The sequence below is a fragment of the Peribacillus asahii genome (assembly GCF_003570725.1).
Lineage (GTDB): Bacteria > Bacillota > Bacilli > Bacillales > DSM-1321 > Peribacillus > Peribacillus asahii.
In genome coordinates, this window is the sequence record NZ_QWVS01000013.1 from 363,878 (window position 1) to 379,417 (window position 15,540).

The 15,540-nt window shown below is 38.7% G+C and carries 16 protein-coding genes and 1 other annotated feature; all 16 genes read right to left on the reverse strand.

Features of this window, described 5'->3' with window-relative positions; genetic code table 11:
- Positions 1-1,083, reverse strand: coding sequence for a carbamoyl phosphate synthase small subunit (locus D1953_RS07985; protein WP_119116630.1), 1,083 nt, complete (start codon positions 1,081-1,083; stop codon positions 1-3).
- Positions 1,083-2,363: a dihydroorotase gene (locus D1953_RS07990; RefSeq protein WP_119116631.1), complete on the reverse strand. Its 1,281-nt coding sequence runs from the start codon at positions 2,361-2,363 to the stop codon at positions 1,083-1,085. Before D1953_RS07990 ends, D1953_RS07985 begins: the two co-directional genes overlap by 1 nt.
- Positions 2,326-3,258 (reverse strand): aspartate carbamoyltransferase catalytic subunit, encoded by a 933-nt coding sequence (locus D1953_RS07995; protein WP_119116632.1) that lies wholly within the window; start codon positions 3,256-3,258, stop codon positions 2,326-2,328. The genes D1953_RS07990 and D1953_RS07995 overlap by 38 nt, the downstream gene beginning before the upstream one ends.
- A 205-nt stretch (positions 3,259-3,463) precedes the next feature.
- Complete coding sequence (locus D1953_RS08000) at positions 3,464-4,765, reverse strand: uracil-xanthine permease family protein (protein ID WP_119116633.1); 1,302 nt, start codon at positions 4,763-4,765, stop codon at positions 3,464-3,466.
- A 170-nt stretch (positions 4,766-4,935) separates the two neighbouring features.
- Positions 4,936-5,493, reverse strand: coding sequence for a bifunctional pyr operon transcriptional regulator/uracil phosphoribosyltransferase PyrR (gene pyrR, locus D1953_RS08005; RefSeq protein WP_119116634.1), 558 nt, complete (start codon positions 5,491-5,493; stop codon positions 4,936-4,938).
- 182 nt (positions 5,494-5,675) lie between these two features.
- A complete protein-coding gene (locus D1953_RS08010) occupies positions 5,676-6,590 on the reverse strand; it encodes an RluA family pseudouridine synthase (RefSeq protein ID WP_119116635.1) in 915 nt (304 codons plus the stop codon).
- Positions 6,583-7,053, reverse strand: coding sequence for a signal peptidase II (gene lspA, locus D1953_RS08015; RefSeq protein WP_119116636.1), 471 nt, complete (start codon positions 7,051-7,053; stop codon positions 6,583-6,585). The genes D1953_RS08010 and lspA overlap by 8 nt, the downstream gene beginning before the upstream one ends.
- 243 nt (positions 7,054-7,296) lie before the next feature.
- A complete protein-coding gene (locus tag D1953_RS08020; protein ID WP_119116637.1) occupies positions 7,297-7,980 on the reverse strand; it encodes a DUF975 family protein in 684 nt (227 codons plus the stop codon).
- Positions 7,981-8,120: 140 nt separating this feature from the next.
- The gene (ileS, locus tag D1953_RS08025) at positions 8,121-10,889 is read right to left on the reverse strand and encodes an isoleucine--tRNA ligase (RefSeq protein ID WP_119116638.1); all 2,769 of its coding nucleotides are present in this window, start codon (positions 10,887-10,889) and stop codon (positions 8,121-8,123) included.
- Positions 10,890-10,966: 77 nt separating this feature from the next.
- Positions 10,967-11,212, reverse strand: a binding site (T-box leader).
- A 64-nt stretch (positions 11,213-11,276) separates the two neighbouring features.
- Positions 11,277-11,792, reverse strand: a complete 516-nt coding sequence (locus D1953_RS08030) for a DivIVA domain-containing protein (protein ID WP_119116639.1) — start codon at positions 11,790-11,792, stop codon at positions 11,277-11,279.
- A gap of 73 nt (positions 11,793-11,865) precedes the next feature.
- Complete coding sequence (locus D1953_RS08035; protein WP_119116640.1) at positions 11,866-12,639, reverse strand: YlmH family RNA-binding protein; 774 nt, start codon at positions 12,637-12,639, stop codon at positions 11,866-11,868.
- Positions 12,640-12,734: 95 nt separating this feature from the next.
- Positions 12,735-12,998: a YggT family protein gene (locus D1953_RS08040; RefSeq protein WP_119116641.1), complete on the reverse strand. Its 264-nt coding sequence runs from the start codon at positions 12,996-12,998 to the stop codon at positions 12,735-12,737.
- Positions 12,999-13,004: 6 nt separating this feature from the next.
- A complete protein-coding gene (locus D1953_RS08045) occupies positions 13,005-13,457 on the reverse strand; it encodes a cell division protein SepF (RefSeq protein ID WP_119116642.1) in 453 nt (150 codons plus the stop codon).
- A 12-nt stretch (positions 13,458-13,469) separates the two neighbouring features.
- On the reverse strand, positions 13,470-14,147 hold the full coding sequence (locus D1953_RS08050; protein WP_119116643.1) for a YggS family pyridoxal phosphate-dependent enzyme: 678 nt from the start codon (positions 14,145-14,147) through the stop codon (positions 13,470-13,472).
- 7 nt (positions 14,148-14,154) lie between these two features.
- A complete protein-coding gene (gene pgeF / locus D1953_RS08055; RefSeq protein ID WP_119116644.1) occupies positions 14,155-14,976 on the reverse strand; it encodes a peptidoglycan editing factor PgeF in 822 nt (273 codons plus the stop codon).
- 58 nt (positions 14,977-15,034) lie between these two features.
- Positions 15,035-15,304, reverse strand: a complete 270-nt coding sequence (locus D1953_RS08060; RefSeq protein ID WP_119116645.1) for a YlmC/YmxH family sporulation protein — start codon at positions 15,302-15,304, stop codon at positions 15,035-15,037.
- Positions 15,305-15,540 lie beyond the last annotated feature (236 nt).

Below are 15,540 nucleotides of genomic sequence, written 5' to 3' on the forward strand. Positions count from 1 at the left end.
TTAAATCCCCACTTTCTTAGATGCTTCAATCATCTGCATAAATTCATCGAATAAGTAGTTTGCATCTTCTGGTCCTGGTGATGCTTCTGGATGGTACTGTACGGTAAACGCAGGATACTGTTTATGACGAAGCCCTTCAACCGTTCCATCATTTAAAGCAACATGTGTAATTTCTAACTCTGTATTTACAACAGATTCTGTATCCACTGTGTAACCATGATTTTGAGATGTTAAGCTTACTTTCCCTGTACGTAAGTCTTTAACTGGGTGATTCGATCCACGATGACCGAATTTTAATTTTTCCGTATCTGCACCATTCGCAAGAGCAAACAATTGATGGCCTAAACAAATTCCGAATAGTGGCACTTCTTTTTGAACTGTTTGAATCATCTCAAGTGTTTGTGTTACCGTTTTTGGATCTCCAGGTCCGTTAGAAAGCATAATGCCATCTGGATGGAAGCTTAACACTTCTTCAGCTGTTACATTATAAGGTACAACAACCACATCGCAATTTCTGTTATTTAATTCACGTAAAATTCCGTGCTTCATGCCGTAATCAACAAGCACAACACGCGGTCCGCGACCTGGGCTAAAGTAAGCTGATTTTGTTGACACACGTTTTACTTGATCAGCAGGTAATACCGTTGCTTTTAGTTGCGAAATAATTTCTTCTGCATTTTTCTCAATGCTGCAAATTGCTCCTTTTAACGTACCGTGTTGACGGATAATTCTTGTTAGTTTTCGCGTATCGATTCCGCTGATTCCTGGAATGTTTTTATTTTTCAAAAACTCATCTAATGATAATTGGTTACGCCAGTTAGATGGGAATTCAGCTGCTTCTTTCACAACAAAACCTGCAACTGCTGGAGAAACTGACTCAAAGTCATCACGATTGATTCCATAATTTCCGATTAGCGGATATGTTAATGTGACAATTTGTCCACAGTAAGAAGGATCCGTTAAAATTTCTTGATACCCTGTCATTCCTGTATTAAATACAACTTCTCCAACTTTATCAATATCACTTCCGAATGCTTCACCAATAAACACTGTACCATCTTCTAAAATAAGTTGTCTTTTCATCACTGTCCACTTCCTTTTTGCCATGCTGTCTTACCTTCAGCTATTGTTAATACCGGCCATCCAAAACATTTCATGCCGTTAAATGGTGTATTTTTTCCTTTTGATGCAAATTCCTCTGCATTAATTTCTTGCTCTGTTTCTAAATCGAGTAACACAATATCTGCTAGTGCACCTTCTTTTAATTGCCCGTATGGAAGTGCAAAGTTCTCAGCTGGTTTGACTGTTAAGAAATCTACAAGCTGTTGTAATGTAAGTACGCCTTTTTTCACAAGATGTGTATAAAGGAGCGGGAATGCTGTTTCTAAACCAACGATTCCAAACGGTGCTTTTTGCATACCTTGTGCTTTTTCTTCTGCTGTATGCGGTGCATGATCCGTTGCAATAAAATCGATTGTTCCATCTAATAATCCTTCAATCAGTGCTGCTTGATCGTCAGCGCCTCTTAATGGAGGATTCATTTTATAATTTGTATCTAGCCCTGGAATATCATCTTCACATAATAATAAGTGATGCGGTGTTACTTCAGCTGTCACACGAATGCCTGCACGCTTCGCATCGCGTACTGTACGTACGGATTCTTTCGTACTAATGTGACACACATGGTAATGACATCCGGCTGCTTCAGCAAGTAACACGTCGCGGGCGATATGTACAGCTTCGCATACAGATGGAATGCCGTTAATGCCTTGTTGTGCGGAGAACTTTCCTTCATGAACAGAGCCGCCATTAATTAGGCTGTTATCTTCACAGTGTGCAACGACCGCCATATCAAGCGCTGCTGCCTGCTTCATCGCTTCAAGCATCATGCCTGCTTCTTGTACACCTACACCATCATCTGTGAAAGCAAATGCTCCGCTTAGTTTTAAGCTTGCGAAATCTGTAAGCTTTTCTCCTGCTTGATTAACCGTAATAGCTGTATACGGTAGTACGCGCACATGTCCTGTTTCTTCAATTTTTGTATTTAATGCTTCTAGCGTTTCAACAGAATCCGGAACTGGCTTCGTATTCGGCATAGCTGCTATTGTTGTGAAGCCTCCTCTTGCTGCCGCTAACGTTCCTGTAGCAATTGTTTCTTTATGCTCGCCACCCGGCTCACGTAAATGAACATGTAAATCAACAAATCCTGGAGCAACTAACAAGCCTTTTGCATCAATAACCTTCGAACCTTCCGTTGGTAAGTTTTCTCCGATTTTTGTAATGCGTTTACCTTCTATTTCTATATCGACTTGCTTGAATTCATTATTATTGAGTAATACTCCATTTTTGATGACTGTTTTCATGTAAAGTTCCCCCTTCGAATTGTTCAAGTACATTTTTCAATACGGCCATTCTTACAAATACACCATTTTGCATTTGCTTAAAAATTCTTGAGCGGCTGCATTCTACTAATTCACTATCGATTTCTACACCTCGGTTGATTGGTGCTGGATGCATAATAATCGCGTGCGGCTTCATCATTTGCTCGCGCTCTTTTGTCAATCCATATTGCGTTAAGTAATCGTTTGTTTCTACGCTTGAATCATGTCTTTCGTGTTGAATTCTAAGCAGCATCACTACATCGCTTGTCGTAATCGCTTGATCAATCGCTTCATACTCCCCAAGACCGCTGTTTTCATCAAACCATTCTGGTGGGCCTGAGAAAACAACCTTCGCTCCGAGACGTGTAAGCGCAATCGCATTAGATCGTGCCACTCGACTATGCGTTATATCACCAATTATCGCAATTTTCAATCCTTTGAATGTATTAAATTCCTGTTTAATGGTTAATAAATCGAGCAAAGATTGAGTGGGATGATGTCCGCAGCCATCTCCTGCATTAACAATTGGAATATTTAACTGCTTCCCAAGTAATTGCTCAAAATAATGATCTTGCTCATGTCGAATCACCAAAGCTTTAACACCGATAGACTCGAATGTTCTTGCTGTATCATATAGTGTTTCCCCTTTCAGCACGCTTGAAGCACCTGCATCAAATGGAATCACTTCTAAACCTAGTTTGCGTTCAGCCATTTCAAAGCTTGACTTTGTACGTGTGCTCGGTTCAAAGAATAAATTAGCTACCATCGTTTGCTGCTGTGGTCTCCATACTGCGCCGTTGGCAAACTGCTCGGCTTCTGCAAGAATATGCTCCATTTCAGAAATCGTTAACTCGTTCATTGTTAATAATCTTTTCATTGATCCTGCTCCTCCCACAATTTTGTGAGGCAAGGTAGTTTTTATACAAAAAACACCCCGCCAGTTAAGGACAGGGTGTGGGCTAGAAAGACGTGGTAGAAAAAAGTATCTACTACTGTCTTTACTGCGAACACCCTTTTAAGCCTCTCTGGACTTCTTTTAAAAGGTGGTTAGTTATTCTATTACGTCTTATTATAGTATTACATTATTGTTCAAACATGTCACCATTATTTTTTTCACGACCTGGTAATACAAGGTTAAGGACCACTCCAACAATAGCCGATAAAGCCATACCCGATAATTGAACATTACCTGGTAAATTAATGAAGGCGCCCCCGATTCCTAAAACAAGTACGACAGAAGCAATCATTAGGTTACGTTTTTGATCAAAATCTACTTTATGATCGATTAACATTCTTAATCCACTTGAAGCGATAATTCCAAATAACAGGATTGAAACTCCACCCATAACAGCTGAAGGAATCGAGCTAAGCATTGCTGACACTTTTCCAACAAATCCGAAGATGATTGCTGTTACGGCTGCCCCACCTATCACATACACGCTAAATGCTCGTGTCATCGTTAATACACCAATGTTTTCCCCGTAAGATGTAAGCGGCGGTCCTCCGATTAAAGATCCAATCACAATCCCAGTACCATCCCCTAAAATAGAACGATGTAAGCCTGGTTTTTTAAGAAAATTTCTGCCGACCACTTTACTTAGTACCATTTGATGCCCAATGTGTTCTGATAACGTTACGATAACAACTGGTAACATAATTAGAATTACAGACCATGAAAAATTCGGTGTATACGTCGCGAATGGAATCAGTAAATCCGGAACATCGAACCATTTTGCTTCTTTAATTTTTTCAAAGTTTACAATCCCCGCAAAAACCGAGCAAATATATCCAACAATAATCCCCATTAAAACTGGGATAATGCTAAGAAAACCTTTAAAAAATACGTTACAACAAATAATTGTAGCCACAGTAATAAGAGCAATCGTAATATGAGTTGTACTATAAACTAATGTTTTAGCATTCGGATCCTCGTACATCGCCATTTTAACTGCTGTTCCAGCTAAGCTTAAACCAATAACCATAATAACCGGTCCGACAACAACTGGAGGTAATATATTCATTAACCATTTAATACCCACATTTTTAATAATCAATGCAATAAATCCGTATACCAAACCGGCTACAAAACAACCAATCATTGCCGCTTCTGGTCCTCCGGTTGCTTTAGCGACAAGAATCGGAGTAATAAAAGCAAATGATGAACCAAGATAAGCCGGAACTTGCCCTTTAGTAATCAATAAGTAAGCTAATGTTCCAAGTCCACTTGATACTAAAGCAACAGCTGGACTGAGCCCGACTAAAATCGGTACTAATACCGTTGATCCAAACATCGCGAACAAATGTTGTAAACTTAACGTAATCCATTGTCCTGCTTTCGGGACATCCTCGACATCTAACAAGACATCTCTTTTTGTTTCTTTCATGATGTAATCCTCCTAGTATGCTGCAACAATCTTTGATGTCATAAAAAACCCTCTTTGCTTATTTACAAAGAGGGTTACCTAGAATGTGCAATCGCATGCATCGAATACACATTCTAAGTTTGCGACCCCCTTTGTCAGCCTCTCTGGACTGCCTGTTAAAAGGGAATATTTTATTTTTCTAGTATACTTACTTGATCAATATCATCAATTTCTGTTAACGTAACAGAAATTTTCTCTGAGTGAGATGTTGGTACGTTTTTCCCAACGAAATCGGCGCGAATCGGCAATTCGCGATGACCGCGATCAACAAGAACTGCAAGTTGAATTTGTGAAGGTCTTCCAATATCAACCAAGGCGTCTAATGCCGCTCGTACTGTGCGACCCGTAAATAATACATCATCTACTAAAACCACCGTCTTATCCGTAATATCCACGTTGATATCTGAACCTTTTACTAATGGTTCACCATCAGTTGTCTTCTTCGACAAATCATCACGATACATCGTAATATCGATTTCACCAATTTGAATGGCTTTTCCTTCAATCTGCTGAATTCGTTCAGCAAGGCGGTTAGCCAAGTAAATTCCACGTGTGCGAATGCCTATTAACACACAGTGTTCAATCCCTTTGTTTTTCTCGATAATTTGGTGAGCAATTCTCGTTAGCGCTCTGCGTATAGCTTGTTCGTCAAGGACGATTGCCTTTTCCTTCAAGCTAGCCACCCCCATCCATTTTATATGATGGACACTTTAACAAAAAAATTCTCATACCTTCAAAAGGCATGAGAATTTTGTAACATCCGTAATAGGCAATTCTATCCTATTACTCATTCCGTTACCTTCTCAGCCTCTCTGGACTGTGTTAAAGGTTCATTAAGTTATTATTATAATAAAATGTTTGCGTAGTATTGTCAATTACTTTTTCGTAAATACTCCAGTAATTCAACAAAATCTTGAGGAAGCGGTGCCTCGAATTCTAAATATTCTTGTGTACGAGGATGCACAAATCCAAGTAACCCTGCATGAAGCACTTGTCCATTGAATTTCAACGTTTTCTTCGGACCATATTTTGGATCACCCGCAAGCGGAAAACCAATATACTTCATATGCACACGAATTTGATGCGTTCTTCCTGTTTCAAGCTGACATTCTACTAATGTATGGGCTTTAAAACGCTCAATTACACGGAAATGAGTAACCGCATGCTTCGAATTCTCCTCCGTAACGGTCATGCTTTGGCGATCTTTTTTATCACGACCAATTGGTGCGTCAATTGTTCCATAATCATGAGGAATAACCCCGTGAACAACCGCTTGATATTTACGCGTCACCGTTTTATCTACTAATTGCTGAACAAGGCTTTCATGTGCTACATCGTTTTTAGCTACCATAAGTAAGCCGGATGTATCTTTATCAATTCTATGAACGATTCCAGGGCGCATCACCCCATTAATACCAGACAAGTCTGTACAATGAGCCATTAAGCCATTTACAAGTGTACCGGAATGATGTCCAGGAGCTGGATGCACGACCATCCCTCTTGGCTTATTAACGACTAGTACATCCGCATCTTCATAATAGATATCTAGATCCATCGGTTCAGCCACGACATCTAGCTCCTCCAGTTCTGGAATCGTAATTTCCACGATATCTCCTGCACTGCATTTATAATTAGTTTTTACAACAGACCCATTTACGAGTACATGCTGCTCTTTAATCCACTGCTGAATTTGCGTGCGTGATCCTTCTTGATTCAATGTCGACAACGCTTTATCAATCCGTACTCCTTGTAGTGTTTCATCTATGCTGTATTGCAATTTATCCATTTGTTTTCTCCTTAGCAAGTTTTTCTTCTAATATCATATAAATAATGAGTAGTCCGACTCCAATCGTTAACGCAGCATCCGCTATATTAAAGATTGGGAAGCTATAGGTAAAAATATACGTATGTACAAAATCAACCACTTCTTGACGAAATACGCGGTCGATAAAATTCCCAATGGCTCCACCGAGCATAAAAGCTAATGAAACACCAATTAAGACGCTTTGCTTCGCCATTTTCTGTATGTAATAAACAAGAGCAATAATAACCGCAACTGTAATTGCATAGAAGAACCACATCTGCCCTTCTAGTATTCCCCATGCAGCCCCGCGATTCCGATGTGAAGTAATATACAAAAGATTTTCAATTACTTCAATGCTTTCACCATACTCCATTCTTTTCACAATCATCCATTTTGTCAGCTGATCCATCACAATTACAAAAAGGGCAATTACGTAATACCGCATCAAACTTCCCCCAAACTAATTCAATCTTTACTTATGCATTGTAGCATAAACAACGATTTCATGGCGAATGTGAATGAGAAAAGCTCAAGGCACCTTAGTCCGTCCATCAAATCACTTATCCTTTCCATCCACTAACAAAAAGACGTTGCAGGTATGTCCTCTACAACGCCTTTCCGTATTACTCTACTCTACTCTACACTTAACGCACAATAAGGCCCTCATTGATGGAAGTTTCACTTTATGTCATTGTGACTCTTGTGTTTTAATCAACTCATTATAAAAAGTAGCTGTTGATGTTGTAATATAAGGAATTAACCATAAAAATCCGATTCCAAATGTAATTACAGAAAGAATCCCCCATCCGATAAAACTTAAATGAAGCAAGAAGTATTTCCACTTATATCCTTTCATTCGCACTTTACTTTCTGTAATTGCCTCCAATATCGAATATTCCGGATGATCTTTTAATAAGAAGAATGTTTGGGAATAAGAAAATTGTTTAATAATACCTGGGATAATAAGCAATAAGCTCCAAAGAAAAACAAAAATGCTCACTACAATCGACGTTCCAATTAATTTTAACGACCTTTTCCAATCTGCATAAATCGCAAACACTTGCGATAACCTAGCTCCTTCTAGACGAGCAATCGAAAGATAAAACCAATACACCGCAACCGATAATGGAATCAAAAGAAGAGACACAATAATATTTGCTACACTCGCTTGCCATGGTACCGCTGCTGTTGCTGATACTGATGTTGATCCTTCACTTACCTCACTTAACTCCCACCCTCCACCAAATAGAAGGGATACAACATTTGGAATAATACTAAAAATCAGGAATGTAAGAAAGGAAAGAAGAACACAAAGTCCCCACTTTCCTTGTAAGGCACCTCGCGCTTGTTGCTTAATGGCTGAAATTTTCATCTGTATTCGCCTCCTCGAAGTCTGTCTATAACAAAGTATGTAAAAAGGAGAAAAAAAAGAATAGAGCACGTTCAAAAATATTGTTTAATCAAAGCTGAAAAAAGAACTAGACCCGATAGAAGGTCTAGTTCCCTAAAAAATTATTGATTGACATAATGTTCTTTTACAACTGTTGCACAGCGTGGACATAATGTTGCATGTTCTTCTACTTCACCAACCGCTTCAGACACATTCCAGCAACGTTCACATGTTTCACCGTTCGCTTTTGAAACAACAATGGCCGCATATTCTAGTGTAACTGCCTCTTGAGGAGCTTCAGATACATCGCCTGCTACTTCGAATTGTGAAACGATAAATAATTGTTCCATGTTTTCTTCAATGCTAGCAAGCAGGTTTTTCACATCTTCCTTCACATACACTGATACTTTCGCATTTAACGACTTACCGATCACTTTTTCATTACGCGCTTCTTCCAATGCTTTTAACACATCATTACGCAAGTTCATAAACATATTCCATTTTTCTTCAATCGCTTCTGCTCCATCAATTGAAAGCTCTTCAGGCATTAATGTCAATTGAACACTTGCTTCTGTTACACCTGGAATAAACGCCCATACTTCATCAGCTGTATGAGAAAGAATTGGTGAAACAAGCTTCGTTAAGCTTACTAACGCTTCGTATAATACCGTTTGAATCGCTAAACGATCTTTCCCATTCGGTGCTTCACAGTATAAAATATCTTTCGCATAATCAAGATAGAATGAACTTAAATCTTGTGTACAGAAATTATTGATAAGATGATAAATTGTCGCAAATTCATAATTGTCATATGCTTGTTTCGTATTTTTAATTAATTTATTTAATTTCACTAACATGTATTGATCGACTTCACGTAAATCAGTAATAGCTACTTTATCTGTTTCTGGATTAAAACCGTCTAAGTTTCCTAATAAGAAACGGAATGTATTACGGATTTTACGGTATACTTCCGCCACTTGTTTCAAAATAGCATCCGATACACGAACGTCTGCTTGATAATCTACAGATGCTACCCATAGACGTAAAATATCAGCACCTAATTGATTCATAACTTTTGCCGGGATAACGACATTCCCAACCGATTTACTCATTTTACGTCCTTCACCATCTAAAGCAAATCCATGACTTAATACGCCTTTATACGGGGCTTTTCCTGTAACCGCAACTCCTGTAGAAAGAGAAGAGTTAAACCAACCACGATATTGGTCAGAGCCTTCTAAATATAAATCTGCTGGACGTTGCAGCTCATCGCGCTCCTCTAAAACGGCTTGATGAGAAGAACCCGAGTCAAACCAAACATCCATAATATCTGTTTCTTTTGTAAATACGCCATTTGGGCTGCCTTCATGCGTAAATCCTTCAGGAAGAAGGTCTTTCGCTTCACGCTCAAACCACACGTTTGAACCATGCTCACGGAATAATTCTGATACATGATTAATCGTTTCGTCTGTGATAATTGGTTCACCATTTTCCGCATAAAACACTGGAATCGGAACACCCCATGCACGTTGACGGGAAATACACCAATCGCCACGATCACGAACCATATTATAAAGACGTGTTTCTCCCCACGCTGGCACCCATTTTGTTTCAGCAATCGCTGTTAACAGGTCTTCACGGAAGTCCTTAATTGAGGCAAACCATTGAGCCGTTGCACGGAAAATTGTCGGTTTCTTTGTGCGCCAATCATGTGGATAAGAATGCGTGATAAAGCTTAAGTTTAACAACGCACCTGCTTCTTTTAATTTTTCTGTAATTGGTTTATTTGCTTCATCATAGAATAATCCTGCAAATTCACCAGCTTCTTCTGTCATAACACCTTTTTCATCTACCGGACAAAGAACATCTAAACCATATTTTTGACCAACGATAAAGTCATCTTCCCCGTGTCCTGGTGCCGTATGAACACATCCTGTACCAGCATCTGTTGTAACGTGCTCACCTAGCATGACTAATGAATTGCGGTCATATAGTGGATGTTTCGCTACTACACGATCTAGCTCTGCACCTTTTACCGTTTGAATGACTTGTGGGTTTTCCCAACCGATTGCCGTCGTTACAGCTTCAAGTAATGCTTCAGCAACTAAATATTTCTCACCAGCAGCTTCTACAACCACATATTTCAATTGCGGATGAACAGAAATTCCTAAGTTAGCAGGCATTGTCCAAGGCGTTGTCGTCCAAATGACGATTTTGACACCTTCTTCAAGAACACCTTTCCCATCACGTACTTCAAATGCAACATAGATGGAAGCCGAACGTTTATCTTGATACTCAATCTCCGCTTCAGCAAGCGCTGATTCACTTGAAGGAGACCAATAAACAGGTTTTTTCCCCTTATAGATATACCCTTTTTTCGCCATATCGCCGAACACTTTAATTTGTTGTGCTTCATATTCTGGTTTTAATGTAATATAAGGATTTTCCCAATCTCCACGAACACCTAAACGCTTAAATTGTTCACGTTGATTATTAATTTGCTCATAAGCGTACTCTTCACAAAGCTTGCGGAATTCAGCTACGCTCATTTCTTTACGTTTTACACCTTTTTTCGTTAATGCCGTTTCAATTGGTAAACCGTGCGTATCCCACCCTGGTACATAAGGGGCATGAAAACCGTTCATCGATTTAAAGCGAACGATAAAATCTTTTAAAATTTTATTCAACGCATGACCCATATGAATATCGCCATTTGCATAAGGAGGGCCATCATGCAAAATAAATAACGGGCGCCCTTCTGTATGCTGTTGCACTTGTTTGTAAATATTCGCTTCTTCCCATTTTGCCTGAATTTCCGGTTCACGCTTCGGTAAATTCCCACGCATCGGAAATTCTGTTTTTGGCATCAATAACGTATCTTTATAATCCATGTATATATCCTCCATCTTTATTTAGACAATTTTCTGAAACAATGACAGGACAAATAAAAAAGCCTCCTCATCCCTAGTAAAGGGACGAGAAAGCTTGGATTCCCGCGGTACCACCCTGGTTAGATTACTCCTCCTAAAAAGCAAGAGCCATCCTCTTTGAGCATTCATAACGTGAATGTAACGCCTTGTTTACTAGCAAAATTGCGTTCAACTTGGAACTCTAGGGTGATCTTCTATTCTTCTCTTATTTCCGGGCTCCCACCATCCCCGAATCGCTTAAATAAGATTTTGAAGAAATATACTGTCCCCGTCATCGTCTACTTAATTATCTAAATGGTTTTGTTAAAAAATTATATGCGAAATACGTACTACTCGTCAAGGAATCGTTTAATTTTCTTCCTTGACTCCATCATTTATTTCAATTTCAGTTGCATCTACTTCATATTCAAGAAGGTGATCCCAATCCTCATTATCTAATAAATCAAGCTGTGCTTCGACAAGCATTTTAAAACGCATGCGGAACACTTTCGATTGCTTCTTGAGCTCTTCGATTTCAACTGCTATTTTACGCGCCTTAAGTAACGAATCGTTGACAATTCGATCCGCGTTTTTTTCGGCTTCTTTAATAATCAACTTTGCTTCTTTTTGTGCATTACGCTTCACTTCTTCCGCTGCTTCTTGAGCAACAAGAATCGATTTATTAAGCGTACCTTCAATATTTGTAAAATGCCCTAGGCGTTCGTATGTTTCTTCTAATTTTTGTTCAATTTCTTTCTTTTCTCGTAAAACGAGCTCATAATCTTTAATAATTTGATCAAGAAATTCATTTACCTCATCTTCATCATACCCACGAAACACTTTACTAAACTCTTGATTATGTATATCCATCGGAGTTAAGGGCATTAAGGGCACCTCCACAACAAATTCTTCTCTCTATGATTCGACAAATATCTATAAAATCCCTTTCGCTAAACGATTATTTCTTCTTACCGATTAGCACTTTCCACTTGTCTTTTTTTGTTTTCCCATCAATCGAAATAATCTTACATCGACCAAATCCTCTAACCGAAATCACATCTCCGACTTGGCATTCCTCTGAAGTTTTTTCTGTTTGCTTAAAATTCAATTTCACTTTACCAGCCACAATCAATGCCTGAGCCTTTTGTCGTGATATATTCAAAGCCGTTGCAAGTACCGTATCAAGCCTTAAAGAGCTAACAGTTAAATAGTGCTCCACCCAATTCTCATCCACTTGAATAATGTGTGAAAATGGACGCTTCTTAATCGTTACTGTTGCTTTGCCGACCTTTTCAAGATTAGCCATTAAATACGTATCGATTTCTTCAGCCGCAATAAACTGAACCTCGTCATCTTTTATGAGAATATCACCAAATTTTTCGCGCTTTAATCCGAGCGACATAAGCGTTCCAAGTACATGACGATGTTCAAGTGTAATAAATTTTTTAGGATAAGAGATTTCATAGAGACTGAGTTGAAAATCGCTCAATTCCGGGGAAAAGTAGTCTGGAAATAATAACGCTCGTCGACGTTCTACCGTATCAGCACCACCATAAAATTGCAAGTGAACATCCTCATCACGTCCTAACAAAGAAAGAACAATTTGCTGCTGACGCGGATCAAGAAAGTCTGTAAGCTTCGGTGCATAAGAGTTCTTCACTTGTTGAATCCAACTCGCAGCTCCATCGATAAACTCCTTTTCCTCCGGTCTAAAATGTTGATAAATACTCATGTACAACTCCCTATGTATGTTCATGATTGACAATATAAAAATGGTATGCGTTTATTGCAGACTATACACGTCCACTCTAAAGAGTACATCACTTGTCAGCTAATCCAATTAGCAAGTTGAAACACGCCCGATTTCGCGAGATTTAAAACAAGTATCGCCACGATTGGAGAAATATCAATCATTCCTAGCGGTGGAATAAATTTGCGGAACTGTTCTAAATACGGCTCACAAACTTTAGCAAAAAACTGACCCACAGCTGATTCTCTAGCATTCGGGAACCATGACATTAAAATATAAATAATTAATGCGATAGAATACACTTCAATAAGTGTTACAAATAAACTTAAGATTACTCCCATAAAATACTACCACCTCGTTTCCTCATCTTCCTCATCGAACCCGAAACCAGTAATGTTTCCGGAAACATCGACGTTAGCAGGCGTACATAAAAAAATATCTGTTCCTATTTTTTGAATATCCCCATTAATTGCATAAACGGTCCCACTTAAAAAATCAACGATACGCTTTCCTTGATCACGCTGAATTCGTTGTAAATTCACAACAACGGCTCGCTTATTATTTAAATGATCGGCTACTTCCTGTGCATCCGCATAAGCACGAGGTTCCAATAATACTACTTTAGAAGATTTTTGTACGCTTTGCAAACTTACGATATTATTATTCGATGTATTAACAGGAGCTGGTTTCGAGGTCTTAACCACTTTTGGCTCTTCAACCTCTTTCTCTACCACTTCTTCCTTATACTCATACTCATCATCTAACGCAAAATAAGATTTGAATTTTGATACAATCGACATTCGCGTACCTCCTTAAGATTCTTCGCCCACCAATGCAGTACCTATTCGAATCATCGTTGCTCCTTCTTCAATTGCAATGACAAAATCATTAGACATCCCCATTGATAACTCTGTACACGGTGCATGAGCAAGCTTAGCCTCCTGAATCTGCATTTGAAGTTCTTTAAGTCCTCGGAAGCATGTTCGCAATGCTTGCTCATCATCTGTTAACGGCGCCATTGTCATTAACCCAGCTACAATAATTCGATCATACTCCGCTAATTCTTGAATAAACGGGAGCACTTCACTCGGTTTAAGTCCATGTTTAGATTCTTCACCGGAAACATTCACCTGTACTAAACATTTTATCGGTTCATTTGCTCGTTTTTGAATCTCTGCGGCTAAAGAAATTCTATCCAATGAATGAATATAGGCAATTTTATCAATAACGTTCTTCACTTTACGTGTTTGTAATGATCCTATATAGTGCCAATTTGGCCTGTCCTGTAATACTTCATATTTAGCTAAAAGCCCTTCGTCACGATTTTCTCCTAAGTCCTCAATTCCCGCTTCGAGAGCTTCCTTTGCCCGCTCTATTGTTACATATTTTGTAACAGCAATTAGCGTAACCTCCTCACGCTTCCTGTTGCTACGCGCACATGCCTCTTGTATTTGTTCTTCGATGTGTAATAATTTATCTGCAACTTTCACAGCTACATTACTCCTCCTTCCAACCAATAAAGCTCATCAAACGACCTGTACGTCCTTTATCACGTCGATGTGAATAAAATAAATCATCATGACAGCTTGTACAATAGGTTGATATATCTATCTGATGTTTTGGAACTCCGGATTTTTCTAATATGATAGCGTTTAAATGCTTCAAATCTAATTGATACTGTCCTTCACTGATTAAATTATATGGCTTTTCGTCATATTCTTCCAGCAATTTTTGCACACGATGGATAACTTTATCATCTACCATATAGCAATTTGAACAAATTGAAGGTCCAATCACAACAAAGATTTCGTTTGCTGATATCCCCTCTCCTTGCCAAGCTTTAATCATTTTACCGGCGATTTCACCAACCGTCCCTTTCCACCCAGCATGTGTCGCGCCGATAAAGCCTTGTTTCGGTGCATAAAACAATAATGGCACACAATCTGCGTAACAAAGAGTCAGCAATATATTTTTCTCCGATGTATAAAAACCGTCTGTCCTTTTGAAGCTAGATTCGTATTCGATTGCTCCTCTACCTGCATCTGAACGACCGATTCGTTGAATATAGGTTTCATGCGTTTGCTCTGCACCTACCCAACAATTCAATGAAAATGAGAGATCCTCCGCCAAAAGACGGCGATTGGCCTGCACATCTACGAGACGATCATCAACGTGAAAGCCAATATTTAGCGTTTGATACTCTTTTTGACTCACTCCGCCGTTTTTCGTCGTAAACCCTGCAACAAGGTTAGAATCTTTTTTAGTCCATGAATCAATAAGCAAATATCGATCTTTGATTAAAGTAAATGGTTCTCGCATATATTATTCCTCATTATTTTTTATTTAGTGTACCACATTTATCACGCAATCGCTCATGTTAATACTGATCATCGGGCATTTCTGTTTGAAACAATAACTGGTGCTCAACGAGAATAACATCCGTTCCAATTTTTTTAATTTTATGCCATGGAATGACGATTTCTTGATCCCGCCCAAATACTCCCATCCATCTGCTGCTGTTAGAAACAACAATTGCTTCAATTTTACCAGTAGCTGTATTAATTTCTAAATCAGTCATATTTCCTAGCTTTTTTCCGTCTGCTATATTAACAATATCTTTAATCTGAAAATCAGAAATTCTTGTCAACGAACATCAGCTCCATTTCATTGATGTACCTGTTGATTCATATATATGATAAAACAAAGGCTCCCATGAAACATAATCGATGAAAAAGAAGAATATATTCAATAATATGGTTCATTCAACTCAATCATGTCATATAAAGTGAAACTTCTATCAGTAAGGGCTTACTGCCCATTGAGTGTAGGATAAAGTGAGGGCTCTATTATAGAACGTTATTGATCTTTTACTCCTATTCACTC

Excerpts from the sequence above, each read along its gene's own strand:
- D1953_RS08000 (WP_119116633.1), bottom strand. The coding sequence starts at position 4,765 with ATGAAAGAAACAAAAAGAGATGTCTTGTTAGATGTCGAGGATGTCCCG.
- ileS (WP_119116638.1), bottom strand. The coding sequence starts at position 10,889 with ATGGATTATAAAGATACGTTATTGATGCCAAAAACAGAATTTCCGATG.
- D1953_RS08030 (WP_119116639.1), bottom strand. The coding sequence starts at position 11,792 with ATGCCCTTAACTCCGATGGATATACATAATCAAGAGTTTAGTAAAGTG.
- D1953_RS08010 (WP_119116635.1), bottom strand. The coding sequence starts at position 6,590 with ATGGATAAATTGCAATACAGCATAGATGAAACACTACAAGGAGTACGG.
- pgeF (WP_119116644.1), bottom strand. The coding sequence starts at position 14,976 with ATGCGAGAACCATTTACTTTAATCAAAGATCGATATTTGCTTATTGAT.
- D1953_RS08035 (WP_119116640.1), bottom strand. The coding sequence starts at position 12,639 with ATGAGTATTTATCAACATTTTAGACCGGAGGAAAAGGAGTTTATCGAT.
- pyrR (WP_119116634.1), bottom strand. The coding sequence starts at position 5,493 with ATGGGGGTGGCTAGCTTGAAGGAAAAGGCAATCGTCCTTGACGAACAA.
- D1953_RS08040 (WP_119116641.1), bottom strand. The coding sequence starts at position 12,998 with ATGGGAGTAATCTTAAGTTTATTTGTAACACTTATTGAAGTGTATTCT.
- D1953_RS07995 (WP_119116632.1), bottom strand. The coding sequence starts at position 3,258 with ATGAAAAGATTATTAACAATGAACGAGTTAACGATTTCTGAAATGGAG.
- D1953_RS07990 (WP_119116631.1), bottom strand. The coding sequence starts at position 2,363 with ATGAAAACAGTCATCAAAAATGGAGTATTACTCAATAATAATGAATTC.
- D1953_RS07985 (WP_119116630.1), bottom strand. The coding sequence starts at position 1,083 with ATGAAAAGACAACTTATTTTAGAAGATGGTACAGTGTTTATTGGTGAA.
- lspA (WP_119116636.1), bottom strand. The coding sequence starts at position 7,053 with ATGCGGTATTACGTAATTGCCCTTTTTGTAATTGTGATGGATCAGCTG.
- D1953_RS08045 (WP_119116642.1), bottom strand. The coding sequence starts at position 13,457 with ATGTCGATTGTATCAAAATTCAAATCTTATTTTGCGTTAGATGATGAG.
- D1953_RS08020 (WP_119116637.1), bottom strand. The coding sequence starts at position 7,980 with ATGAAAATTTCAGCCATTAAGCAACAAGCGCGAGGTGCCTTACAAGGA.